This is a genomic window from Tunturiibacter gelidiferens, assembly GCF_014201335.1.
Lineage (GTDB): Bacteria > Acidobacteriota > Terriglobia > Terriglobales > Acidobacteriaceae > Edaphobacter > Edaphobacter lichenicola_E.
In genome coordinates, this window is record NZ_JACHEB010000001.1 from 853,680 (window position 1) to 876,925 (window position 23,246).

Consider the following 23,246-nt stretch of genomic DNA (forward strand, 5'->3'; position numbering starts at 1 on the left):
GGTTCCGTGCTTTCAATGAATCACGTCAGAATCACTCCCCACGCACCTTCCACAGCACCTGCCGCACAATCCCCATCCAAACGGGAGCATCGCTCGCCGACACACCCATCCTCAAAACCAGCCGCCGAATCTGTGCCTCATCGCAGTTCGCAGGATGCCGCTTCGTATATCCGGTCTCCTCCATCATCTCCGTCAACAACGCTGTCAGCCGCTCCACCTCACCGGCACTAGCCGACGCACCAGCCCCACCCGCAACAACCGAACCCTCCCCCCGAACCAACTCATACAAACAAACCGCCACTGCCTGTCCAAGGTTCATTGAAGGGTGCCGAACATCCTCATGCTCCTGCATCGGAATCGTCAACAGCCAATGGCAGTGGCTCAACTCATCGTTGCTAAGACCGGTCTTCTCCGAACCGAACAGTAACGCAACTCTGCCCTCGCCCATCAACTCGGCGCCAATCTTCTCCCCCGCCTTAGCCAATGCATACACAGGATGCTGCAACGCCCGCTCACCCACCGCAGTGGTCCCAACGACAAGCGTGCAATCCGCAACCGCCTCCGCAACACCGGCGAACACCACCGCCCCAGCCACCACAGCCGAAGCATCCACCGCCGACCGCGCCGTCTCAAACGGCACCTCATACTCATTCACAATCCGCAGGTGACGAAACCCGAAATCATGCATCGCCCGCGCCACCGCCCCGATATTATTCGGATTGCGCGCCCGCACCAGCACCATAACCACCCGATCCAATTCTTCGCTTCCCATCCTTACGATTCTAGGCGCACAAAAAGCGGCCGGCGAAGACATCCGCTGGCCGCTGTGTTTCTTATTCAGCAACTATTTCTTCGGTTCGTGACCGCCTCCGCCATGCTCTTCGGCATGCGGATGTTCCTGCGTATTGGCGTTGTGCTTATCCTCGTTAATCGACTTGCTGACATTATTCTGCCGTTGGTTGACCTGTTGACGCTGCTGCTGATCGAGATGACCTCCATTGGCAGCCCGGTCATTCGCAGCCTGGTTGTGAATACTCGCCTCGCGATTCTCGACGTTACGAGTCTCACCCGCCGTCATCTGACCTGAGCGAACCCCCTGGGCAACGCGCTGCTGCTGATTGTCAGCTCGCACCCCAGGGCGAGAGTAAGCAGCATTCTGCGGATGGCCACCGTTGACCGATGCAAAGTTACTCCGATCCGCGTGTGCCATCTGCATATGGTTTTGCTGCTCACTAGTTGGCGCGATGTGGTTCTCTCGCGCAAACGAAGCCTCCTGCGCAGACGGGCGAGCCTGGATGCCGCCGGTCCCGCCATTGAAGCTCGTACGGCTATAAACCGTCGTATGGTTGATCACAGTCCGGTCTTCGTAAACATTGTGGATCACGGTCCGATTCACGTTGACGACTGCAGTGTTGTACGCAAAGTGGCCACCTTCCCAGCGTCCGCCGCCAAAACCAACGCCGCCGTAGCCGAACCCGTAGTTCACGCCACCATAGAAACCAACGTGGGGGCCCCAATACCCTGCATGAAAGAGGTAAGCGCTACCGCCCCATCCCCAGTAGCCCGGCGTCCACAGCAGACCAACCTGCGGCGGCCGAACCCACACACCAGGAACCCAGTAATACCCCTCACCGCCATAAGCCCAATACCCCGGATTCCACAAATACCCATCGCCCGGGCAGATTGGCTGCGTATAAACCGGCAACACCGGCGGCGCAAAGCCGACCGAGATAAACACACCGGCAAAAGAAGCTGCCGGCAAAAGCGCAAGAGCCGCGCCCACTACAACCTTACGAACTAAATTCGTCAATCCCATACATCCATCCTTTGGTTGGCCTCACGGCGTCATCGCCGCAGCGCTCAGGTTATTGAATAGCCAAAATCTCAGCAGCCATTCACTCTCTTCCCCCCGTACAGACCCACCCCCGAAACAGAAGTTCCGCATGATGTACGGTAGGCTCCCGCCAGATCGCGCAGAAATCCCTCAATCGTTGTACGAGAGACGCAGAATCATCCTCAATCCAACTTCAGCCGTTACCTTTCTGGTTGCCGTTGCCTTTCTGGTTGCCGTTGCCTTTCTGGTTGTCATCCCCGAAGGGGATCTGCTGTTGCCGTTGCCTTCTTGTTGTCATTCCCGAAGGGAATCTGCTGTTGCCGTTGCATTCTGGCTGTCCTCGCTCCAGAGTTGCATTTCCAACTATCTCGCCACAGAATCGCTTCCGCACCCACCTTGCTCGGGATCAATCTGCCTCAACTCTCATCCCTCTCGATCAGCCGACAAGCTCTTTCGTCTCAAGTCCAACTATGTTGGTCCGACCAAAAATAAAGTTGAAATTCGTGGCGTATTTTTTTGCTGCGAAAATCACACATCTCATCCACCACGTTTACCATGCAGATCACCACATTCTCACCATCAAAAAACCACCACCAAAGACCTGTATTCCTCAAAACACCCCTCAAAAACGCCAGCAAATTCCTCAAAGCCAGGACCAGCACCACGGCCAAAAAAATCTCCGTCTAAACTCATATTCAGGCAATTAAAAATTCCATCACCTCCCGCGACGTCGATTGAACGCCCCGCGCAACACCATGTCCGACAACTTCGCCCAAACCGTCAAGCAGCAGGCAGACATCGTCCGCATCATCGGCGACTACATCAAGCTGCGCAAATCCGGCGCTCAGAACTACACCGGCCTCTGCCCCTTTCACAAAGAAAAGACAGGCTCTTTCTCCGTCAACGCCACGCACAACTACTTCTACTGCTTCGGCTGCCACGAGAAAGGAGACGTCTTCACCTTCGTCATGAAGCTTGAAAACATCAGCTTTCCCGAGGCCATTCGCGTCGTAGCCACCAAGTGCGGAATACCCCTCCCCAAGCGAGAATTCAGCTCTCCCGAAGAGGCCCGAGAAGCCGGAACCCGCCGCCAGCTCATCGACATTCACGAAGCCGCCACGCAGTACTTCGAAGCCGCACTCAAAGCCCCTGAAGCCGCCCGCGCCCGCGAATATCTTACCGGCCGCGGCGTCACCGCCGACACCATCGCAAAGTTCCGCATCGGCTACGCCCCAGACGACTTCAACCACATGCGCGAGCAGCTAGCCAAACACTTTCCCGATGAAATCCTCCGCACCAGCGGCCTCTTCAGCGCCAAAGAACAAAACGATGGCGGACAGGGCCAGCTCTACGCCCGCTTCCGCAAACGCATTACTTTTCCCATAGCGAACGAGCAAGGCAAAACCATCGCCTTCACCGCGCGCGCCCTCGACGCCGAAGACGAAAAGGGCCGCCCCATCGCTAAGTATCTCAACTCTCCCGAAACCGCGCTCTACAGCAAAGGCCAGGTCCTCTTCAATCTCGACAAAGCCAAAGCCGACATCCGCACCCTCGGCTTCGCGCTCCTCGTCGAAGGCCAGATGGACTGCATCTCCGTCTACATGGCCGGAATCAAAGGCGTCCTCGCTACCTCCGGCACCGCCTTCACCGAGATGCAGATCCGTCTCCTCAGCCGCTTCACCAAACGCGTGATCGTCAACTTCGACCCCGACACTGCCGGCACCACCGCAACCGAAAAATCCATCGCACTCCTCACCGAAGAAGACTTCGAAGTAAAGATCGTCACACTCGAAGGCGGCCTGGACCCCGACCGCTACATCCGCGAACAGGGCGTTCAGCAGTACATGGCAGCCCTGCGTAACGCCAAGCGCCACTCCGACTACCTCATCGACCGCGCCCGCGAGCAGTTCCCTGGCCGCACCTCCGACGCCAAAGTCAAAGCTCTCAACTTCCTCCTTCCCCACATTCGCCGCATGCCCAACCGCATCCAGCGCGACGAATTCGCCGCCGACGCCGCACAAAAACTAGGCATCGACTCTGCCATCCTCCGTCAAGAACTCAAACAAGCCGCAGCCCAGCGCGTTGAAAGCGTTCGCTCCCACACGCACGACCCCGCCAGCGAGACCGAGCGCGTTCTTCTCCGCGCCCTGGTCCTGCCCGAAACTGACCCCGCCCGCGTCCTGGCTGCCGAGCAACTCATCCAACACCCGGAGTGGTACGACAGTCTTCCCGCCGCTGCCTTGCTCGAATCTCTTGCGAACGCTCCAGCTCCACCCAACCCGCTTGACTCTGCACCCGACCAGCCCAGCCGGGTTCTGTTAGCTCGCACCCTTCAAGACACAGAAGACCCCGATACGGCCTCCAATGCCCAATCCATGACCGAGCGTGTAGAAAATGCGCTCGAAACTCTCAAGTATCGTCAGCTTGAACGCCGCCAACGCGAACTCCGCACCCTCATCGCCGAAGCCGACCGCCAAGCGGACCACGCCATGTTGGCCACGCTCACCGCAGAAAAACTTCAAATCGACCGAAAACTGCGCGAACAATAAGCCGCTTTTCGATTTCTCAGGAACTCCAACCAGACCAGCGGGTTATAAGAAGTAGACTTGTCCTGTATCTAAGAAATCAATCTCAGTATGACTATGGACGTCTCCACAAAGCGAAGGCTGATGCTCGGCTTCCTGACCAGCTGGGTGGGGAAACTCTCCTCGACCGTTATCCAGTTCGTCCAGATCCCGGTCTTCCTCCACTTCTGGAGCGTCCCCCTCTACGGCGAGTGGATGATCGTCAACTCCATCCCCGCCTACCTCAGTTTCAGCAACGTCGGCTTCGGCTCCGTCGCTGGCAACGAGATGACCATGCTGGTCGCCCGCGATGACCGCGCCGCCGCCCTCCGCATCTTCCAAAGCTGCTGGTGGCTCATCGCCATCATCTGTACGGCGACGATTGTCCTGCTCTCTGGAACCCTCTATTATCTTCCGGCCTCTCGCCTTCTCAGGCTCACCACGCTGGGTGAGACTGACACCAAGTGGATCATCTTCTACCTCGGCGTCTCTGTCCTGCTCGGCCAACTGGAACAGCTTTTGCAGTCCGCTTACCGGGCCATCGGCCGCTACCCCTACGGTACCTTCCTGAAGAACATGTTCTCCCTGTTTGCCTTTGCATGCATGATCGGCGCCGTCATTCTAGGCGCCGGGGCACGCATGACAGCGTTGGTCTTTGCCGCAGTCAACGTAGCCATCACCATTTTTTTCTGCTTTCTCGTCCGCCACGACATCCCATGGATCGAATACGGATGGCAGCACGCCAGCATCGCCGAGATCCGCAAGCTCGCCCGCCCCGCCTTTGCCTATATGGGGTTCCCCCTCGGCAATGCACTGACCCTTCAAGGCAGCCTCCTCGCCGTCGGATACGCTCTAGGACCGGCTGACGTCGTCATCTTCAGCACGGCCCGCACGGTCTCCCGTGTAGCCCTCCAGATGGTCCAGATGGTCAACAACACCTTCGAGCCGGAGATGTCGATCGCCTTTGGAGCCGGGAACTACGAACTTACCCGTACCCTGCTCCGCCGCGCCTGCCAGCTTGCCGTTCTCGTTGCCCTGGTCCTCGTTCTGGTCATGTTGAGTTTCGGCCCATGGTTTCTCGTGCATTGGACTGGAGGCCGTGTTCCCCCGAGTCGTCCCCTCCTCAGCATTCTTCTCGTCGTGGTCGTCCTCTACGCGCTGTGGTCCACCTGTGGCACTCTCATGACATCGACCAATCAACATCAGCGCCTCGCCATCTACTACATTCTAGGTACAAGCGTTGCGTGTGTCCTCTGCTATCTCCTGGCGCGAGCCTACGGCCTCTACGGAGCTGCGGCCTCACTCCTGATTAATGAGATCTTGATGAACCTCTACGTCGTTCCCGCCTGTTTGCGTATCGCCCACGATAACCTGCCGGACTTCCTGGCCAGCATGCTCCACTACCCGCCGTCGCTCCGTCCCGCCTCACTGCTAGCCCGGATTCGCCGCTCAAAACCCGGCTTCGAAAGCTAGAATCTCTGTCGCGGCTAATATCATCAGCAAGTCCAACAAATTGCGCGTTTTATTTACCGCATCCGTAATAATGACCACTTTTCAGAGCACCACCCCCGGATACAAGAACAAACACGGCCAAATCGTCATCTCCCGAACCGGATTTCCCTCAGAATCCTTCCCGGGCCAGACCATCTACCACTTGCGGTGCAGCGAGTGCCAGCACGATTACGGTTCTACAGGCAAAGACATCCACCAGCGCCGCTGCCCCCGCCATCAAAATGGCATCAAAGGGGAGCCACTTCGCGCAGCTCCGCCGAATCTTTTTCCCTCAGAAAACGTCTAAGTATTGTGGTATCCTGTGATTCGCTGGGGACGTGTGCCTTCGAATGCCCAGACCCTATTTAGGGTCACCGGGCTTGCCAACGCGGTCTAAACCGCAATCTGCTCCCTGCCCATTACGTTACAACCAAGGGATCAATCCGCTTGAATACCACAATTACCACCAGCGGCATCCCAATTATCAGAATCTTTCGCAGGAGTGCGCACAGCCGTGGCTGAAGAAATTGACAAGTACGAAGACGATATAGACAAGCTCATCGATACCGGGAAAGAAAAGGGCTATCTCACCTACGGCGAGGTCAACGACCTCCTGCCAGGTGACATCACCACCCCTGACGACCTCGATGACCTCCTCACCACCATCAACACCCAGGGCATTGACGTCCTCTCGGGGGAAGAGCGCGCCAGCGGCCGCGATAAGTACGAGCCCGAAGCCGGCGAAGAGTCCGACGACGTAGAGCTCGACCTCTCGCCCGGGACCCTCGAAAAAACCAACGATCCCGTCCGCATGTACCTCCGCGAGATGGGTACCGTTCCCCTGCTCACCCGCGAGGGCGAAGTCGAAATCGCCAAGCGCATCGAACGCGGCCAGCTCCGCGTCATGAAGGCCATCTCACGCTCGCCGATCGTCATCCGCGAAATCGTGGGCCTGGGGGAAGACCTTCGCCGCGGCGTTCGCAACATCAAGGAAGTCGTTACCTTCGACGAAGAAGAGCTCACCGAAGAGATTCTGCAGGCTCGTGTCCGCGCCACCGCTGGACGCATCGACGTCATCGTCAAGCACCAGAAGAAGCTGCACGGCCTCGAAGAGAAGCTCGAAGCCCCTGCTGGTAAAGACGCCAAAGCCAAGGCCAAAGAGATCCGCAAGACCCGTTGGCTCATCGGCCGCGAGCACGTCTACATCAACCGCATCGTTCGCGAGCTGAAGTACACCAACGGCGAAAAGAAGCGCCTGCTCGACAAGGTCAACAAGACCGTCGACGCTATGCGTACCCTCGAGCGCCAGATCAAGACCCTCGAGACCAAGCACGAAGCCTCGAAATCCGAAGAGCTACGCAAAGAGTATCGCCGGCAGCAGAAGAACTGCCGCACCGATCTCGAGCGCGTCGAAGCCGACGCCGGCATCTCCATCGCCGACCTCAAGCGCACCCAGCGCGAGATGATCCAAGGCGATATGGACGCCGAGCGTGCCAAGCGCGAGCTTATCGAAGCCAATCTTCGTCTCGTCGTCTCCATCGCGAAGAAGTACACCAACCGCGGTCTCCAGTTCCTCGACCTCATTCAGGAGGGCAACATCGGCCTCATGAAGGCCGTCGACAAGTTCGAGTACCGTCGTGGTTACAAATTCTCTACCTACGCCACTTGGTGGATCCGTCAGGCCATCACCCGCGCCATTGCGGACCAGGCCCGCACCATCCGTATCCCGGTCCACATGATCGAGACCATCAACAAGCTCATCCGCACCAGCCGTCAGCTCGTGCAGGAGCTTGGCCGCGAAGCCTCCTCAGAAGAGATCGCTCGCCGCATGGACATCCCGGTCGCCAAGGTCCGCAAGGTCCTCAAGATCGCTCAGGAACCCATCTCCCTCGAGACTCCCATCGGAGAAGAGGAAGATTCGCACCTCGGAGACTTCATCGAAGACCGCATGGCCGTCTCCCCGGCCGACGCCGTCATCAGCGTCAACCTCAAGGAGTACACCTCGCAGGTCCTCCGCACGCTGACCCCACGCGAAGAGCGTGTGATCAAGATGCGTTTCGGCCTCGAAGACGGCTCCGAGCACACCCTTGAAGAGGTCGGCCAATCCTTCCAGGTCACCCGCGAGCGCATTCGCCAGATAGAGGCCAAGGCACTCCGCAAGCTCCGTCACCCCAGCCGCAGCCGCAAGCTGAAGGCCTTCGTCGACGGCGTCAAAGACATGTAACTCCATTCATCACAATTCACACACGACGGGGCGCCAACGAAAGCTGGCGCCCTTTCCTTTGCATCAAACACCGTCTCCCGACCAACGGGAGGGCCAACCGGAGGAGTACACAAGTCACCAAGTGACCGCCCCGCGCGCAGCGGGACCGTCCCGCAGGACAAATGTTTTACAAGATCCTTCATCACTTCTGAGATGATAAAGATCTATAAGCACACCGGAGGACCTCCCCACCGCATGACACTCCCCAAGCCGGAGCCCAACCGTCTCCCCTACTGGCTGCGTCGTCTCTGGCCCATCTACTGCTTCCTCGCCGCGCTCGTCACCTTCGGCTATGCCCTCTACGATCCCTACCAGATCGACGGTGACGCGGTCTCCTATATGGATATCGGCGACCTCATCCGCGCTCACAACTGGCACGGCATCATCAACGGCTATTGGAACCCACTCTACCCAGCCGCGCTCTCCCTCGGCCACACCGTCTTCCATTCCACTCGCTACAACGAACTCCACGCCTACTACATGGTCAACTTCGGCATCTTCCTCCTGGAGATGCTGGCCATCGTCGCCTTTACCGACGCACTCGTCCAACTTCGTGAGCTCCGCGAAGACTCTAAGTCGTTCCTCCCGTCCTTCCTCCTCGATCGCTACACCCTCCGCTATCTCGGCGTGGGCCTTCTCATCATCTCCACCCAGCGCGAACTCAGCATGGGCAAGGTCCGTCCCGACGCACTCCTTCAGGCCTTCCTGCTTCTCGGCCTGGCTGCGCTCCTAAAACATCTCGCCACCAGCCATCTCCGTTACGCCGCGCTCATGGGGATCGCTCTCGGCCTCGCCTACCTCACCAAATCCTTCGCTTTCCTCTTCACTTTCCTCTGCATCATCGCGCTCATCGTCTTCCGCGTCGCCTGGCAGCGTTGCTCCGCAACGCGTGCAGCAGCAGCCGGCCTCCTGGCTCTCATCTGCTTCGCCATCGTCGCCGGCCCATACGTCGCCGCGCTCTCGAAACAAAAGGGCCGCTTCGACTTCGGCGACTCCGGCAACCTCAACTATGCCTGGTTTGTCAGCGGCACCGAAAAAATGCACCTCCAGCCCGACCAGACCTCCTCATTCGGCGCCGCCGAAGTTCACCTGACGCATCCCAACAAGCTTCTCCTGAAATCACCAGTCGTTGTCAGTTACAAACAACTCCCCTACGGGACCTACCCCGACTGGTTTGATGCATCGTTCTGGAACGACCGCATCAAAGTCCACATGAACCCTCATCTCCAAGTCTCCGTCACGATCGCGTGCCTGGTGCGCATCCTCCGCTACATCGCAAACCATCCGGAAGCCTGGCTTCTGCTTGTCGTACTCTTTCTCATCGGAGCGCGCCTGCGCGTCGATTGGAGACCGCACGCCAATGCATTCTGGCTTACCCCCGTCTTGCTGGGTGCTGGCGTCTTCTGCATCTACAGTATGGTCAACGTAGAAGATCGATATATCGCATTTGGCTTTCTCGCCGTGCTCCTGCCTGCCTTCGCCGCGCTCCGTCATTCTGGCAAGGTGCCAACCCCCATCACCGAAAACGCGGCCTCTGCCGTCGTGCTTTTACTGGCGCTCCTGGCAGTAGGAGAATCGGCTCGAATAGTCGGAGAACTACGACGCAACCTCAAGGTCGCCCAGTCTCCCGCTGGTTGGTATGACCCTGACACCTTCGGAGCAGCGCAAGCGCTCAATGCCCTCGGCGTCGGCCCTGGCGATACCGTCGCCTGTATCGGAGACAAGGCGTGCCTCGACACCCATTACTGGGCAAGATTGGCGGGCGTTCGCATCCTCACCGAGATCTACAAGCCCGCTGAGTACCCTGTTTACTCCGTTCTCGCCGATATGCCGAATCGCGACCAGGTCATTGATACCGTGCGCAGCCAGGGTGGCAAGGTCCTCATCGGCTACTTCACCCCCGGCGTCATGACTGGCACCAATCCCATCTCTGCCGGCTGGCTCGAGTTGGACAGCTCCCCCTTCTACGCCCTTCCGCTCAATCTTCCTGAGACACCTCCCGCGGGAAACACACACCCTAATGCCGCGAGTCATTAAGCACCACTTTGGTAGCATGCAAACAATGAGCGATCTGACTGTAACCATCCTGATGCCATGCCTTAACGAGGCAGAGACACTAGCCTTTTGCGTTCGTCAGGCGGTCACCGCTCTCCGAGACAATAATGTCGAAGGCGAAGTCGTCGTCGCCGACAACGGCAGCACCGACGGCTCACAGAAGATCGCAACCGACGAGGGAGCCCGCGTCGTCAACGTCCCCACGCGCGGCTATGGCGCCGCTCTCATCGCCGGTATCGAAGCTGCCCGCGGCAAGTACGTCCTGATGGCCGACGCTGACGCCAGCTATCACTTCGAGCATCTCCCCCGCTTTCTCCCAAAGCTCGACGAAGGCTACGACCTCGTCATGGGCAACCGGTTCTCCGGCTCCATCGAGCCTGGAGCGATGCCGCCACTCCACCGCTACCTCGGCAACCCCGTCCTCTCCTCCATCGGCCGCATCTTCTTCCGTATCCCCGTCCGCGACTTCCACTGCGGACTCCGCGCCTTCCGCCGCGATCCCATCCTCGCTCTCAACCTCCGCACCACCGGAATGGAATTCGCCTCTGAGATGGTCGTGAAATCCTCCCTCGCCGGCCTTCGCATGACCGAGGTCCCCACAACACTCTCGCCCGACGGCCGCAGCCGCCCACCTCACCTTCGATCCTGGCGCGACGGCTGGCGTCACCTGCGCTTCCTTCTACTCTTCAGCCCCCGTTGGCTTTTCCTGATCCCGGGCGTCGTCACCTTCTTCGTCGGCGTCCTTCTCTCTCTCTGGCTCATTCCCGGCCCACAAACCGTCGGTCGCTGGACCTTCGATGTCGACACACTCACCTACGCTCTCGGCCTCGTCCTTATCGGAGCCCACATCTCTGTCTTCGCCGTCAGTGCCCGCGTCTTCGGCACACAAGAAGGCTTCCTCCCGCCCAATCCAAAGTTCGAGCGTATCTTCAACTACATCAATCTCGAAGTAGGTTTGCTCTTCGGAGCCGCATTTCTTCTGCTTGGGATGGGCATCCTCGGCTACGCTCTTCACATCTGGCACGGTGCCGGATTCGGAAATCTCTCTCCCCAGCGCATGCTTCGCCTCACCTTGCCTTCAGCAACCTGCTTCATGTTGGGGGTAGAGGCCATCTTCGGAAGCTTCTTCCTAAGCCTGCTCGGAATGAACCGCCGCTAAGCAAGCGAAGCTGGATACAAACACAACACGACGCGGCCAAGTCTGCCCGACTCAACCGCGTCGCCTTTCTAATTCAAATATTAGGCCTGCGCTGCAGGTACAAACCCATCGCATCCGCCGATGGGCGAAACCTTCAGGTGCAACGCAGCATGCTTCGGATGACCACACTCATCCAAAACAGCCGCGTCTGCTTTTTTACTTGTCAAAATCGTGACCAACACCGAACTCTTCGCGTGATGCTCGCCAAAGTGGTTGCAAAGTCCGCACTGTCCGTTGTGAACTGCCTGCATAACAACCTCCTGCTTTCTCTTAATCTGACTCACGATCACGCCGCGCCGTTGCATCGCACATCATGATTTGTCGAAACTCTACGCTCTCTGAAATTGACTGTAAATTGCGACCAATGAAGTCGGCATACAGTTGTCGGACGACCCGAAGTGTTGACAAGCGGGGAACCGCTGCTCATTTCGCAACGTACTTGCTCTTGCATTCATCAAGAGGAGCAAAATCATGCAGATCACCGATCCTCTCTACACTGCCAGCATGACCGACCAGCAGCGAGGCTGGTTCTATGCCGAGTACGAACGCGCCCGCAAAGACGAGACGACTGGCGTTCTGCTTGCACTCTTCCTTGGCGCATTCGGTATCCACCACTTTTACCTCCGCCGAAACACCGCAGGCATCGTCTACCTCATTTTCTTTTGGACAGGCATCACCGCAGTCCTGGGTGTCGTCGAGTGCTTCTTCATGCCAGGACGCGTTCGTCAGTACAACGCCGCCCTGGCAATCTACATCTCCAGCCAAATTCTCGCCGCTTCCGGCCTGGATAGCGCTCCAACCGCTGCAGACTCACACTGCCCGTCCTGCAGCAGCCCCATCGACCCCGCCGCGTTGTTCTGCACTCACTGCGGAGCCGCAATCACGCACAACCAACTCAGCGCCCAGACCGCCGTGTAACCATCGCGCAAACGAGAAGGGCTCCATCAGGAGCCCTTCTCTCAACGTCTCAAAAGTCACACAACGTGGCGGCAATTACGCACCAGAGTTGTGCTTCACCGCCGCCTCATATCCAGCCGTGAAGTTCGAACGGTACTCATCGCGAGCCGCTCCCTTCACTGGTGGGTGAAGATACAGGTGAGACGACTTCGCGTCGACCTTTCGCTTCGCCGTAATGTCCAGCTGCGCCGCATCGACTCCATCACGATAGGCCGACTGCGCCTGCTCCGTCCCCGGAGGAGGCGTATTCCAACTCCGCGTCTCTGTCGTCGGTGCCTGATTCGCCTGGGCGTGTGCAAAAAATGTTGCACCGCTCATAAGTGCCACTGCCATCAGTGGTGTCCCAATTCGAGTTAGCTTGTTCATTTCTCTTTCCTCTTTCCTTCCAGTCAGTAGATGCACCAGGAGGCCAGAGGAACTTACCATACCCCAATAATTACAAGCAAATTTACGTCGCCGACGTGGTTAATCCCTGCCAACACTACATATTTGTGTGGCCGCCGCGCATCTCCTCGTTGAAGGTAGGCTTGATGAACGCCAGCGCATGGGCCAGTTCCGCCGCATACTGTGCACGATGCCCCATTAGAGCTTCGGTCGGCGTCGCATATTCGGTATCCGCTGCAAGATGAACCAGCCCCTCGCCCGCCAGCACCGCAGCCGTCTTCTTCAGCTCCTCCACCGTCGAGTTCAGATACTGCGCATCCCGCGGATCGAGCAACCAAACCGGCTGTCCGCCGCCCAGCACACCCGACAACCAAAACACTTTTGCAGACAGATACTCCTGCCGCTGCCCTTCGGTCGTGTCGTTGAAGTTGAACCGCTTCTTCCACGGACTGTAAAACCGCGTCGTCACAGGAACAGGCTGCCGATTGCCACTCTTCACCAGCTCTAGCTGCCCCTGATCCATCGTCTTGCGCACAGCGTTGTAGATAAAGCCTTCCGCAAACGGCTGCTCCGGTGCCTTCACGATCTCCGCAAACGTCACGGTCATCGACGCCGCCACCTTCGCATGCAGCGGGTTCTCTTCCCCATCCTGCAGTCGAACCTCGCCATGCACCAGGAACGTATCCGCGCCCGAGGTCGACTCATGGAACGGCCAGGTAAACTTCTCGAAGCTCAGTGGCAAACCATGCAGCGTCAGGTAGCAGTCAGGCCGCGGATTCTTCAACCGCTTCGCCGCCTCCGCCAGATAAATCCCAACCTCAGCCAGCATATCCGCGCGGCTGAAATCGAACTTGTCGCTCAGCTCCAGCACCTGCGTCTTCGCCCGGTCTGCAACCAACGCCAGCATGAATCGGGTGGTCGGATTACCCGAGAAATCCTGTCCCACTTCGCTCGAAATCACAACCAGGCCAGCCGCCTTCGCCGCCGCGTCTACCTGTCCAGCCAAAACCTCTTGCGTTCCCATTGCCATCTGCCTCGATCGTCCTTTGCGTTTTACGTATCTCCTCTATTTTACGGGTTTTTGACCACCTTTAGCTCCCCATCGGACATTATCTCTGTCCAAAGATCTCTCTCGGAAACGCCACTCAACTCAGTCAAACGTCTCAAAAGTAAGAGACAACAACGTCAGCTAGGGATGCTTCGCAGCAGCAGCCTTATCCCCGGCTGCCACAGCCTTCTTAAACTCATCCACAGCAGGAACGTTATGCGAGCGAAGCCCACCCTTCGCGACATAACTCCATCCCACCGGGCTATCGAGAGGCTGTTTGCTATCGCCGTTGTAGACAAGGAACGTATCCTCCGTCGTTCCGACCTCCGCCTGCGGATGTGCGGAGTCGCGGTCCGCTGCATCAGGCATTCCCGAGCCGGTCCCGTCCGGTTGTCTGCCATGCTGAGCGCCAACCGACACCCCATTCTGTGTCGGATCAATCATCCCCACCCGGTTATTCTGCCGAGGATCGCTGACTGTCTGATCCACCACCCGAGAATGCCCTTTGCGAACCACGATGACCATGTCCGCCTGCTGGGTGCTGATTACAGGCTGAAACCTTCCCCAATTCAGCAGTGCTGTTTCAACGTCCTTTTGCGCAACCTGGTTTGCCCGCGGATCTTCAATATCAATTCCCGCGCCAGGATCGACGATCACCGCCACCGTGTGTGCGTGAAGAATATAATCCGGCACACTCTTCTCCGCCTTATTCTTCGCCAGCCCAGGAACCGCAATCAGCAGGCACACCGTTACAGTCAAAAGACGTCGCAGCATTCCACCCTCCTACGTACTCCGCCGAAAATTCTACGCCACCTCGCGCAAGCCACGCACCGCGCACATCTAGCTCGAGGCTTCGCGCGAGTACGTGGCCTAAATCACCGATAAGCAACGATCAGGCGGCCCATTCCAATCTGCGGCGGCGTCAGTTCGACCCGCGCGAAGCCCGCTTCCTTCAAAAGACGTTCGTACTCCTCAAAGGTATAAGCGTTGCCCGAAGGCGTAGTAGCAAGCATCATCAAGCTGAAGGCTGCCGCGGTCGGCGGCGTAACCCGATCGGGATTGGGAACAAAGTCAAGAATGGCAGCCCGCCCTCCCGGCCTTAGCGATACATGCACCTTCCGCATGAAAGCAGTACAGGTGGGCAGATCGAAGTGATGCAGGAAGTTCGTCACCAGCGCCAGATCGTAGTCGCCGCCAAAATCCACGTCGAAAGTACTGCCCGCAAGCAGGTGATAGCGGTCCACAACTCCCATCGCCTGAGCATTCTCCCGGGCAACCTCGAGCACATTCTTCCAATCCGACGCGTAAATTTGCGCCGCCGAATTCTGTTTCGCAACGGAAATTCCAAAGATGCCATGCGAAGCAGCAACATCCAGCACCTTCTTCACCTCGCCGCCCTTGAGGAGTTCCCCAGCCATGATCTGCGCGGGCATATGCATCAGCGGCATCATCGCCCGCGCGAACTTCACCCAATCGGGGTTGTCCGGCTCCAGTGTTCCTTCGCCTAGCGCACTCCCACCTCCGCGCACGGCTTCGGTCAACCTCGCATGCCCTTCACGAATCCGTGGAGCGAGCAAAAACTCAATGGCGCCGCCGATATATGCCCGCGAACCTTTGTTGAGAAAAAGAGCCGAGTCCGGGGCGAGACCGTACTGCGTTCCTTCCTTACTCAGAAAGCCATGAATCGTCAGGTAATTGCAGAGAATCTCCACACCGCGTTCGGCAGCCTGACAGCGTTTCGCGATCGTTGCGGCGGAAGTATTGCCTTCGGCGATAGCTGTGAAGATCTCAAGCTCAATCGCTGCCTTCATCGCCTCGGTTTGCTCGTAGGCGTTTAAAGCGTTGAAGACGCGTTCAGGCGTAGGTGGCTGCGGTAGGGCCGATGTGGCCATAGATCTTCTCCTAACTGTCGGAACTTCAACATTCTAGGGCAATTCCATCTCCATGAAGTTTATTTTCTGCAAACCTGCAAACATGCGGAAATCCCGCGGAAAAATACAGCCTTCCACACCAACCAGGGGTCGTTTCTAATCAAAGTCATCCACGGGGATCAGCGTCAAACGTTCGCCGCAAGGAGCTCATCTGATGAAAGCTGCCGTCCTGCACGCCGCCAACCAGCCGCTTCAACTCGAAGATCTTACAATCCCTGTTCTCGCCCCCAACCATCTCCTCCTCCAAGTCCTCGCCTGCGGAGTCTGCCGCACCGACCTCCACATCTTCGAAGGCGACCTTCCTCTCACCCACCAACCCCTCATCCTAGGTCACCAGATCGTCGGCAAGGTCGTCGACGGCGCCACACCCGATCGCCCCGCCGGCATGCGCGTCGGCGTCTCCTGGATCGGCAGCACCGACGGCACCTGCTCCTTCTGCACTCGCGGCGAAGAAAACCTGTGCGACAATCTCGCCTTCACCGGCTACACCGTCAACGGAGGCTACGCCGAATATACCCTCGTCCGCGCCGACTTCACCTACCCACTCCCCGCCGCGCTCGACGACACCGACGTAGCCCCACTCCTCTGCGCCGGCATCATCGGCTTCCGCAGCCTCCGCGTCGCGGGCATGCAGCCGGGAGAGCGGGTCGGGCTCTTCGGCTTCGGCGCCTCCGCCAGCCAGGCCATCGAAGTCCTGCGTCACTGGAACTGCGAGGTCTACGTCTCCACCCGCGGCGAAGCTCACCGCCAGCAGGCATCGTCAGCGGGAGCCACCTGGGTCGGCACCGAAAATGACAAGCCACCCGTCGAACTCGATCGCGCCATTACCTTCGCGCCCAGCGGAGCCGTCGTCGTTAGCGCCCTGTCCAGTCTTCGCAAAGGCGGCATCGTCGCCATCAACGCAATCCACCTCGATCAGATGCCGGCTTTCGACTACGACAAACTTCTCTGGGGCGAACGTCAGATCCGCAGCGTCGCCAACATGACCCGGCAGGACGCCTTCGACTTCCTCCAACTCGCAGGCGAAATAGGCATCAAGCCTCAAGTGCGGGTCTACCCACTCGACCGCGCCAACGAAGCCTTGCAGGCCGTAAAACACGAGACCGCTCACGGCCCAGTCGTCATCGTTCCGACTGCATCCGTCTAGCGATCGAACCCGACCAGGAGATCGAAGACTTTGCACACCTCTGCCATGCGTGGGAGAGTAGAGGCAGATGGAAAACACGACGAACCTCGCAGCTCTCGCCACAGAAGCCCGCAATCCTCGCACGCAGAACATCGACCAGCTCCCAACCCTCGACATGGTCCGCCTGATCAATGACGAGGACGCCAAGGTCGCCGCTGCCGTTGCCACAGTCCTTCCCCAAATCGCCCAGGCCATCGACGCCATCGCCCAGCGCTTCCAGCAAGGTGGCCGCCTCTTCTACACCGGAGCAGGCACCAGCGGCCGCCTCGGCGTCCTCGATGCCAGCGAGTGCCCTCCAACCTTCTCTGTCTCTCCGGATCTCTTCCATGCCATCATCGCCGGCGGCGACACCGCCCTCCGCAAATCCAGCGAACAGTCAGAGGACTCTCCCGAGCAAGGCGCAGCCGACCTCACCACAGCAGGCATCACTGCACAAGACGCTCTCATCGGCATCGCCGCCAGCGGCCGCACCCCTTACGTCCTGGGAGCCCTCGCACATGCCCGCAACCTCGGCGCACTCACCGTCGCCCTCACCTGCGTCCCCAACTCCGCAATGTCCGCCGTCGCCGACATCTCCATCGCCCCCGTCACAGGCCCCGAGATTCTTACCGGCAGCACACGCATGAAGGCCGGCACCGCCACCAAGCTCGTCCTCAACATGATCTCCACCGGCGTCATGATCAAAACGGGAGCCGTCTACGGCAACCTCATGGTCAACATGCAAACCACCAACGTCAAGCTAGTCGACCGAGCCCAACGCATCATCATGGCCGCCACCGGAGTCGACCAACTCACCGCCGCAAAGCTGCTCACCGAAGGCGGCAACATAAAAACCGCAATAGTCATGCAGAAACTCTCGCTCGACCGCCCCGCAGCCGAAGCAAAGCTGAAAATCTACTCAGGAAATCTCTCTAAGCTCTTACAGCAAAGCCTTTAAGCCGATAAAATCGCCGCATCTCTGTTGTTCTTTTTCTCCCGACGAATCAATCTGGATCCAACAATCTGATCTTCCGAAAGCACGATCTCGGAGACACGTTGACCTCGTCTGCAGGGCCCATAAGCACAAGGAGGCAGTCTTGTACCTGCATGGGACAGTGCACCGGATCACTCTCTTAGTTTTGCTCGGACTTGGACTTCTTGGCTGCCTGCTTATCATCTCTCATCTCGCAAGAGAGAACCGACTGCTACCAGTCGTCATCGCGACCTATCCGACAGCGAACGAAGTAGGCATCTCAATCAACCCACGCCTGACGCTCACATTCAACAAGAGCATGCTTTCGGAATCGATCAGCCCTTCCACCATCGTGCTCCGCGACGACCGCAACCAGATCGTCCCTTCCACAGTCACCTACGAGCCATCAACTCGCATCGCAACTCTCTCCCCCTCGACCGCGCTCCTCTCCGGAAGCACCTACAACGCCACAGTCCTCGGAGGTCCGAGCGGAACAAAGGACACCAGAGGCCATCCACTCGAAACCGACCGTGCATGGAAGTTCACGACCGGGATCCCCGTGAGCGCCCCACCAGAGGTAGGCCCCGGTGGCCCCATCCTTCTCATCTCCAGCCAACAGAACGGCTTCAGCCAGTACTACGCCGAGATCCTGCGCAACGAAGGCTTTAACGAATTCACGGTCATCGATATCTCACAGCTCGACGCCGCCATGCTGAAAAAATATGACGTCACCCTACTCGGTGAACTTCCGCTCACCGACCGTCAAGCCCACATTCTCTCGGAATGGGCACATCAGGGAGGCAACCTGATCGCCATGCGACCCGCCGACAACTTCGCTGCAACCTTCGAGGAGACAACCAAAACCGACGCTACTACCCAACAACCACCCCTCCACGATGCCTACCTTGCAATCGACTCCAAAGCCAGCGCCGGTCGGGGCCTCACGAAAGAGCCAATCCAATTTCACGGTTCTGCAGATCGCTATCGTCCATGCAAGGGCACCTCCCTTGCGACCCTCTACATCGACTCCCTGACGGCCACTCCGTTCTCCGCAGTCTGCCAGATGAAGTTCGGAAGCGGCAACGTCATACTCTTTAGCTACGATCTCGCTCGCTCGGTCGTCTACACACGACAGGGAAATCCGCGATGGGCCGATGGGGAGCGCGACGGGCTGCCTCCCATCCGATCCGACGACCTCTTCTACGGAGCTAGTGCCTCCGATCCGCAGCCCGACTGGGTAGCCCCCGACAGAATAGCCATTCCGCAAGCCGACATGCAGCAGCGCCTCCTCGCCAACATAATCACACTCATCAACTCATCAAAAAAACCGCTACCCCACTTCTGGTATCTTCCTCGCGGACTCAAGGCCGCCATCGTGATGACCGGCGATGACCATGGACACGGCGGTACAGTCAGTCGATTCAGAAGTTATTTCAATAAAAGCCCACCGAACTGTTCCGTTGAGAACTGGGAGTGCATACGCGGAACCTCGAACGTCTTTGTAGGATCCATCAACAAGTCAGAAGCCGCCTTATTCGCAAGTCAGGGCTTCGAAATCGGCCTCCATGTCTATACGGGATGTGCGGATTGGTCGACCAAAACGATTCGCAACTTGGACGGAACTATCGCGACACACGTCGATCGAGCCTTTGCGGACGCGCTCTACACCCGGCAACTCGCTGCCTTCGCAGAGAGATATCCAGGCGTGCCCGCGCCGGTCTCCAATCGAATTGACTGCGTCACCTGGGGCGACTACGACACCCAGCCGCAGATCGAGCTAGCCCATGGCATCCGCCTCGACACCAACTACTACTACTGGCCTCCGAAGTGGGTACGAAATCGACCCGGCCTGTTCACCGGCTCCGGAATGCCGATGCGCTTCGCCCGGCAGGACGGCACCCTCATCGACGTCTATCAGGCCGCAACCCAGATGACCGATGAGTCGAACCAGACGTATCCATATACAGTCGATACCTTGCTCTCCAACGCTCTCGGAGACTCCGAATACTACGCCGTCCTCACCGTCAACATGCACAACGATCAACCAGACTCCCCCGGCGCAAACGCAATCATAAAGTCATCTCTCGCGCGCCACATCCCCATCATCACAGCAGCGCAGCTGTTGAAGTGGCTCGACGGACGCAACGCATCCTCGTTCCAGAATCTAACCTGGTCCGACGGACAACTCGGGTTCACCATCGCGGTAGGGACAGGAGGGAGCGGCCTCCAGGCTCTTCTGCCGATGACATCAGGTGCAGGCAATCTGGTCAGCCTGACGCTCGATGGAGTCGAGATCAAACGCGAGACACGCACCATCGCGGGCCTGACCTACTCCGCTTTCTTAGCAGCTCCCGGAAAGTTCGTCGCCACGTATCAACCCGCCGCAAAATAGCCACGCATCACGAACAGTCAACGCAACCCGGCCAGTACAGCATCTCTACCACCTTGCCATTCACACCAAGGCAATCTCACGTCGTTATCATTTAGCCCCATGCTAACCTTCACACGAACCGTTCTATCCGCTACAAGTCTTCTCCTTACCACTGCAACCCTCATCGCCCAGCAGGCCCCCATGCAAAACCCTTTCCTCGGACTCATGACCGCCGCCGACAAGCACGCCAAGGCGCACAACGCCCAGACACCCGTGCTCTCTCCGGTCGACGCAACCGTCCTCGGCTCCAATCCTCCGGTGAATGTAGCTGAACTTCACAAGGCAGGCTTCAAAGTAGTGCCGTGGACCACGAATGATCCGGAAAAGATCCGCGCCCTCATCGATCTTCGCGTCGACGGCATCATCTCCGACTACCCAAACATCCTCCAGCAGGTCGTCGCTGAGCAGAGGGCCGCTCACCCTCAAGATGCGGAATACTTCAAGACCTTCGTCGTCTCAGCCCATCGTGGAGGTCGCGGCCTGCGCCCCGAAAACACTCTCCCATCCTTCGAGTCCGGTCTCGACCAGCTCGCTACTGAACTCGAAACCGACACCGGCGTCACCAGCGACCACGTCTCCCTCATCTGGCACGATCAGTTCCTCAACCCGGAGTCCTGCCGCCGCGTCGATGGCAAACCTTACACTCGCGAAGAGCGCATCTACACACGCGACATCACGCTCGCTGAGGCCCAGAGCACCTTTATCTGCGACAAGCTCCATCACGGCCCCGCATACGGCAACGCAAAGTTTGACGAACAGCAGAACGACCTCGCTCTCTCGCCCGTCGCAGTAGCATTCGCCAAGCAAGAGAAGCTCATCAATCCCTACGTCCCCACCTACGCTGAGCAGCTCTTCCGCTTCACCCGTTTCTACGCCGACTACTACAGCACCGGCCCCGGCAAGTCGCACCCTGACGCAGCCGCGCGCGCCGCAAATGCTCGCACTGTACGCTTCAATCTAGAAACGAAGATCACGCCGTTTCCTGAAGACGCAGCCGGACAACCCCCTCCCCCGCTGCCCGAGCACACAGAACCTAAGACGAACCACACCTTCGACCCGCAGACCTTTGTCTCAGCCCTGTGCGGAGCCATCACCCGCAACCACATGGAATCACGCGCAGAGGTTCAGAGCTTCGACTTCCGCACCCTCATCCTCGTCGAAGAGCAGTTTCCGAAGATCCCAACCTACTACCTGACTGGACCACCAAAGATGCTGAGCTCGGACTTCGTCCCCGCGGCTTTGCGTCAGTAACTTTTCGGCCACCACGCCGGATTTTTTTCTGGCGTGGTGGTTGTGATGTTTTGCAGGGGTTTTTGGGAAATTGTGGTTGCGTAACGTGGTGTTTTGGCATGGTAAACGTGGTGTAGATCGTGGTGAATGTGTGGCTGGAAACACCACAAATTTAGCGACGAAAAATACGCCACGTTTTTCAACTTTATTTTTGGATGTGTCCTGCGGACGGGCTCCCTGCGCGGGAGGCGGTCACTTCGTGACGGGTATACCGGCTTCGCCCTGGGCCTCCCGTTGGTCGGCAAAAGATTCTTGATCGCGACCAACGGCAGCGCCGACCGAAGGGTATACAAGTCACGAAGTGACCGCCCCGCGCGCAGCGGGCATTTCAAAGTCTAGAAGAGGCTTAGCTTGCGGGGCATCTCTATGCCTAGATGCTCGTATGCGAGGCGCGTGGCTACCCTGCCTCGTGGGGTGCGGTCGAGGAAGCCGATCTGGATGAGGAAAGGCTCGTAGACCTCTTCGAGGGCGTCCTGCTCTTCGGCCAGTGCTGCGGCTAGCGTGTTAAGGCCCACGGGGCCCCCGTCGTACTTTTCGATGATGGTGCGGAGGAGACGGCGGTCCAGCTCGTCGAAACCGTGGGCGTCTACCTCGAGTAGGGATAAGGCTGCCTGGGCAGTTGGGCGGTCGATGACGCCTTGGGCGCGCACCTGGGCGTAGTCGCGGACACGGCGGAGGAGACGATTGGCTATGCGTGGGGTGCCACGGGAGCGCATAGCGATCTCGGCGGCGCCGTCGTGGTCGATGGGGACGCCGAGGACCTCGGCGGAGCGCTCGACCACGAAGCGGAGCTGGTCGTCGGTGTAGAACTCGAGGCGGAGAAGAATGCCGAAGCGGCTGCGCAACGGCGAAGAGAGGAGGCCCGGTCTAGTGGTGGCAGCAACGAAGGTGAAGGGGCGAATCTCCATCACGTGGGTTCGTGCGGCGGGGCCCTGGCCGATGATGATGTCGAGCTTGTAGTCCTCGAGCGCGGTATAGAGCTTTTCTTCGAGGACAGGCTGGAGACGGTGGATCTCGTCTAGGAAGAGAACCTGCTTCTCGCGCAGGTTGGTGAGGATGGCGGTGAGGTCGCCCTGAATTTGAAGGGCGGGACCGGAGGTCTGCTGGTAGCCGACGGCCAACTCGTTCGCGATGATAGTCGCCAGAGTGGTCTTGCCAAGGCCGGGAGGGCCGAAGAGGAGGACGTGGTCGAGCGCTTCGCCGCGTGACTTCGCCGCTTCGAGGGCGATGGCGAGTTGCTCCTTGGCCTTTTCCTGGCCGATGAACTCGGCGAGACGGGTTGGGCGGAGCTTGAGCTCGAAGGCGTCGTCGTCGTCAGCTTTGCCGGCGGAGACGAGACGTTCGGCTTCGGTCGATCGCGCTTGATTGAGGTCTATTTTTGGCATACCCTGAGGGCGATACTAAGGCGAAGAGCGGCGGGAAGCAACTGTATGCGAGCGGTATGCTTTGAATGCCCCGCGCCGAGGATGGTTTGAGTATGCCAACGATCAGATACAACGTTGATCGCAAACGGGGATTAGATAACTTCTCACAAGCCGGCTTCTCGGTACGAATCGTAGTTGCCGAAATGTATGGTCCGCCGTCTGACTGCAAGGGAAAAGTGATTCGATGAAGAAAGTCTGCGTCAATGTATCCGGCCTGTTGGTGGAGAGTTGTTCTCCT

20 protein-coding genes are annotated in these 23,246 nt (G+C 58.6%); 11 read left to right on the plus strand and 9 right to left on the minus strand.

Going from position 1 to position 23,246, the window contains the following annotated elements; translation table 11 throughout:
- Nucleotides 1-31 precede the first annotated feature (31 nt).
- The 3 genes from HDF14_RS03630 to HDF14_RS03640 form a co-directional block, all read right to left on the minus strand.
- Nucleotides 32-772 (minus strand): RNA methyltransferase, encoded by a 741-nt coding sequence (locus HDF14_RS03630; RefSeq protein ID WP_260697979.1) that lies wholly within the window; start codon nucleotides 770-772, stop codon nucleotides 32-34.
- Nucleotides 773-844: 72 nt separating this feature from the next.
- The gene (locus tag HDF14_RS03635; RefSeq protein WP_183973564.1) at nucleotides 845-1,816 is read right to left on the minus strand and encodes a YXWGXW repeat-containing protein; all 972 of its coding nucleotides are present in this window, start codon (nucleotides 1,814-1,816) and stop codon (nucleotides 845-847) included.
- Nucleotides 1,817-2,292: 476 nt separating this feature from the next.
- Entirely contained in the window at nucleotides 2,293-2,505 is a 213-nt protein-coding gene (locus HDF14_RS03640; RefSeq protein ID WP_183973566.1) for a hypothetical protein, read from the minus strand.
- 84 nt (nucleotides 2,506-2,589) lie between these two features.
- On the opposite strand from HDF14_RS03640, the gene dnaG reads away from it, so the two are divergent.
- The 6 genes from dnaG to HDF14_RS03670 all read left to right on the plus strand — a co-directional run bounded on the left by dnaG (nucleotide 2,590) and on the right by HDF14_RS03670 (nucleotide 11,366).
- On the plus strand, nucleotides 2,590-4,383 hold the full coding sequence (gene dnaG / locus HDF14_RS03645; RefSeq protein WP_183973718.1) for a DNA primase: 1,794 nt from the start codon (nucleotides 2,590-2,592) through the stop codon (nucleotides 4,381-4,383).
- A gap of 93 nt (nucleotides 4,384-4,476) precedes the next feature.
- Nucleotides 4,477-5,871 carry a lipopolysaccharide biosynthesis protein gene (locus HDF14_RS03650; protein ID WP_260697980.1) on the plus strand — a complete coding sequence of 465 codons (1,395 nt, stop codon included), beginning with the start codon at nucleotides 4,477-4,479 and terminating at the stop codon, nucleotides 5,869-5,871.
- Between the two features lie 70 nt (nucleotides 5,872-5,941).
- A complete protein-coding gene (locus tag HDF14_RS03655; protein ID WP_183973571.1) occupies nucleotides 5,942-6,196 on the plus strand; it encodes a hypothetical protein in 255 nt (84 codons plus the stop codon).
- A 207-nt stretch (nucleotides 6,197-6,403) separates the two neighbouring features.
- Nucleotides 6,404-8,113 (plus strand): RNA polymerase sigma factor RpoD, encoded by a 1,710-nt coding sequence (gene rpoD, locus HDF14_RS03660; protein WP_183973573.1) that lies wholly within the window; start codon nucleotides 6,404-6,406, stop codon nucleotides 8,111-8,113.
- Between the two features lie 234 nt (nucleotides 8,114-8,347).
- Nucleotides 8,348-10,189, plus strand: coding sequence for a glycosyltransferase family 39 protein (locus HDF14_RS03665; protein ID WP_183973575.1), 1,842 nt, complete (start codon nucleotides 8,348-8,350; stop codon nucleotides 10,187-10,189).
- Between the two features lie 25 nt (nucleotides 10,190-10,214).
- The gene (locus HDF14_RS03670) at nucleotides 10,215-11,366 is read left to right on the plus strand and encodes a glycosyltransferase family 2 protein (protein ID WP_221304523.1); all 1,152 of its coding nucleotides are present in this window, start codon (nucleotides 10,215-10,217) and stop codon (nucleotides 11,364-11,366) included.
- Nucleotides 11,367-11,446: 80 nt separating this feature from the next.
- Here HDF14_RS03670 and HDF14_RS03675 read toward each other — a convergent pair whose 3' ends face one another.
- A complete protein-coding gene (locus tag HDF14_RS03675) occupies nucleotides 11,447-11,656 on the minus strand; it encodes a hypothetical protein (RefSeq protein WP_183973579.1) in 210 nt (69 codons plus the stop codon).
- A 220-nt stretch (nucleotides 11,657-11,876) separates the two neighbouring features.
- On the opposite strand from HDF14_RS03675, the gene HDF14_RS03680 reads away from it, so the two are divergent.
- Nucleotides 11,877-12,323, plus strand: coding sequence for an NINE protein (locus HDF14_RS03680; protein WP_260697981.1), 447 nt, complete (start codon nucleotides 11,877-11,879; stop codon nucleotides 12,321-12,323).
- A 75-nt stretch (nucleotides 12,324-12,398) separates the two neighbouring features.
- Here the strand turns inward: HDF14_RS03680 and HDF14_RS03685 are convergent, their stop codons facing one another.
- The 4 genes from HDF14_RS03685 to HDF14_RS03700 form a co-directional block, all read right to left on the minus strand.
- Nucleotides 12,399-12,728 carry a hypothetical protein gene (locus HDF14_RS03685; RefSeq protein WP_183973581.1) on the minus strand — a complete coding sequence of 110 codons (330 nt, stop codon included), beginning with the start codon at nucleotides 12,726-12,728 and terminating at the stop codon, nucleotides 12,399-12,401.
- Between the two features lie 115 nt (nucleotides 12,729-12,843).
- A complete protein-coding gene (locus HDF14_RS03690; RefSeq protein ID WP_313899473.1) occupies nucleotides 12,844-13,770 on the minus strand; it encodes a hypothetical protein in 927 nt (308 codons plus the stop codon).
- A 165-nt stretch (nucleotides 13,771-13,935) separates the two neighbouring features.
- On the minus strand, nucleotides 13,936-14,568 hold the full coding sequence (locus tag HDF14_RS03695) for a hypothetical protein (RefSeq protein WP_183973585.1): 633 nt from the start codon (nucleotides 14,566-14,568) through the stop codon (nucleotides 13,936-13,938).
- Nucleotides 14,569-14,669: 101 nt separating this feature from the next.
- A complete protein-coding gene (locus tag HDF14_RS03700; protein WP_183973587.1) occupies nucleotides 14,670-15,686 on the minus strand; it encodes a methyltransferase family protein in 1,017 nt (338 codons plus the stop codon).
- A 193-nt stretch (nucleotides 15,687-15,879) separates the two neighbouring features.
- On the opposite strand from HDF14_RS03700, the gene HDF14_RS03705 reads away from it, so the two are divergent.
- The 4 genes from HDF14_RS03705 (at nucleotide 15,880) to HDF14_RS03720 (ending at nucleotide 21,545) form a co-directional block, all read left to right on the plus strand.
- Nucleotides 15,880-16,872, plus strand: a complete 993-nt coding sequence (locus HDF14_RS03705) for a zinc-dependent alcohol dehydrogenase family protein (protein WP_183973589.1) — start codon at nucleotides 15,880-15,882, stop codon at nucleotides 16,870-16,872.
- Between the two features lie 67 nt (nucleotides 16,873-16,939).
- Nucleotides 16,940-17,848 (plus strand): N-acetylmuramic acid 6-phosphate etherase, encoded by a 909-nt coding sequence (murQ, locus tag HDF14_RS03710; RefSeq protein WP_183973591.1) that lies wholly within the window; start codon nucleotides 16,940-16,942, stop codon nucleotides 17,846-17,848.
- Nucleotides 17,849-17,987: 139 nt separating this feature from the next.
- Nucleotides 17,988-20,255 (plus strand): Ig-like domain-containing protein, encoded by a 2,268-nt coding sequence (locus tag HDF14_RS03715; RefSeq protein ID WP_183973594.1) that lies wholly within the window; start codon nucleotides 17,988-17,990, stop codon nucleotides 20,253-20,255.
- 99 nt (nucleotides 20,256-20,354) lie between these two features.
- On the plus strand, nucleotides 20,355-21,545 hold the full coding sequence (locus tag HDF14_RS03720; RefSeq protein ID WP_183973596.1) for a glycerophosphodiester phosphodiesterase family protein: 1,191 nt from the start codon (nucleotides 20,355-20,357) through the stop codon (nucleotides 21,543-21,545).
- A gap of 374 nt (nucleotides 21,546-21,919) precedes the next feature.
- Here HDF14_RS03720 and ruvB read toward each other — a convergent pair whose 3' ends face one another.
- A complete protein-coding gene (ruvB, locus tag HDF14_RS03725) occupies nucleotides 21,920-22,969 on the minus strand; it encodes a Holliday junction branch migration DNA helicase RuvB (RefSeq protein ID WP_183973598.1) in 1,050 nt (349 codons plus the stop codon).
- Between the last annotated feature and the right edge of the window lie 277 nt (nucleotides 22,970-23,246).

Bases quoted from the DNA above. Each gene is read 5' to 3' on its own strand.
- HDF14_RS03630 (WP_260697979.1), bottom strand. From the start codon at position 772: ATGGGAAGCGAAGAATTGGATCGGGTGGTTATGGTGCTGGTGCGGGCG.
- HDF14_RS03635 (WP_183973564.1), bottom strand. From the start codon at position 1,816: ATGGGATTGACGAATTTAGTTCGTAAGGTTGTAGTGGGCGCGGCTCTT.
- dnaG (WP_183973718.1), top strand. From the start codon at position 2,590: ATGTCCGACAACTTCGCCCAAACCGTCAAGCAGCAGGCAGACATCGTC.
- HDF14_RS03650 (WP_260697980.1), top strand. From the start codon at position 4,477: ATGGACGTCTCCACAAAGCGAAGGCTGATGCTCGGCTTCCTGACCAGC.
- HDF14_RS03655 (WP_183973571.1), top strand. From the start codon at position 5,942: ATGACCACTTTTCAGAGCACCACCCCCGGATACAAGAACAAACACGGC.
- HDF14_RS03665 (WP_183973575.1), top strand. From the start codon at position 8,348: ATGACACTCCCCAAGCCGGAGCCCAACCGTCTCCCCTACTGGCTGCGT.
- HDF14_RS03670 (WP_221304523.1), top strand. From the start codon at position 10,215: ATGAGCGATCTGACTGTAACCATCCTGATGCCATGCCTTAACGAGGCA.
- HDF14_RS03675 (WP_183973579.1), bottom strand. From the start codon at position 11,656: ATGCAGGCAGTTCACAACGGACAGTGCGGACTTTGCAACCACTTTGGC.
- HDF14_RS03680 (WP_260697981.1), top strand. From the start codon at position 11,877: ATGCAGATCACCGATCCTCTCTACACTGCCAGCATGACCGACCAGCAG.
- HDF14_RS03685 (WP_183973581.1), bottom strand. From the start codon at position 12,728: ATGAACAAGCTAACTCGAATTGGGACACCACTGATGGCAGTGGCACTT.
- HDF14_RS03690 (WP_313899473.1), bottom strand. From the start codon at position 13,770: ATGGGAACGCAAGAGGTTTTGGCTGGACAGGTAGACGCGGCGGCGAAG.
- HDF14_RS03695 (WP_183973585.1), bottom strand. From the start codon at position 14,568: ATGCTGCGACGTCTTTTGACTGTAACGGTGTGCCTGCTGATTGCGGTT.
- HDF14_RS03700 (WP_183973587.1), bottom strand. From the start codon at position 15,686: ATGGCCACATCGGCCCTACCGCAGCCACCTACGCCTGAACGCGTCTTC.
- HDF14_RS03705 (WP_183973589.1), top strand. From the start codon at position 15,880: ATGAAAGCTGCCGTCCTGCACGCCGCCAACCAGCCGCTTCAACTCGAA.
- murQ (WP_183973591.1), top strand. From the start codon at position 16,940: ATGGAAAACACGACGAACCTCGCAGCTCTCGCCACAGAAGCCCGCAAT.
- HDF14_RS03720 (WP_183973596.1), top strand. From the start codon at position 20,355: ATGCTAACCTTCACACGAACCGTTCTATCCGCTACAAGTCTTCTCCTT.
- ruvB (WP_183973598.1), bottom strand. From the start codon at position 22,969: ATGCCAAAAATAGACCTCAATCAAGCGCGATCGACCGAAGCCGAACGT.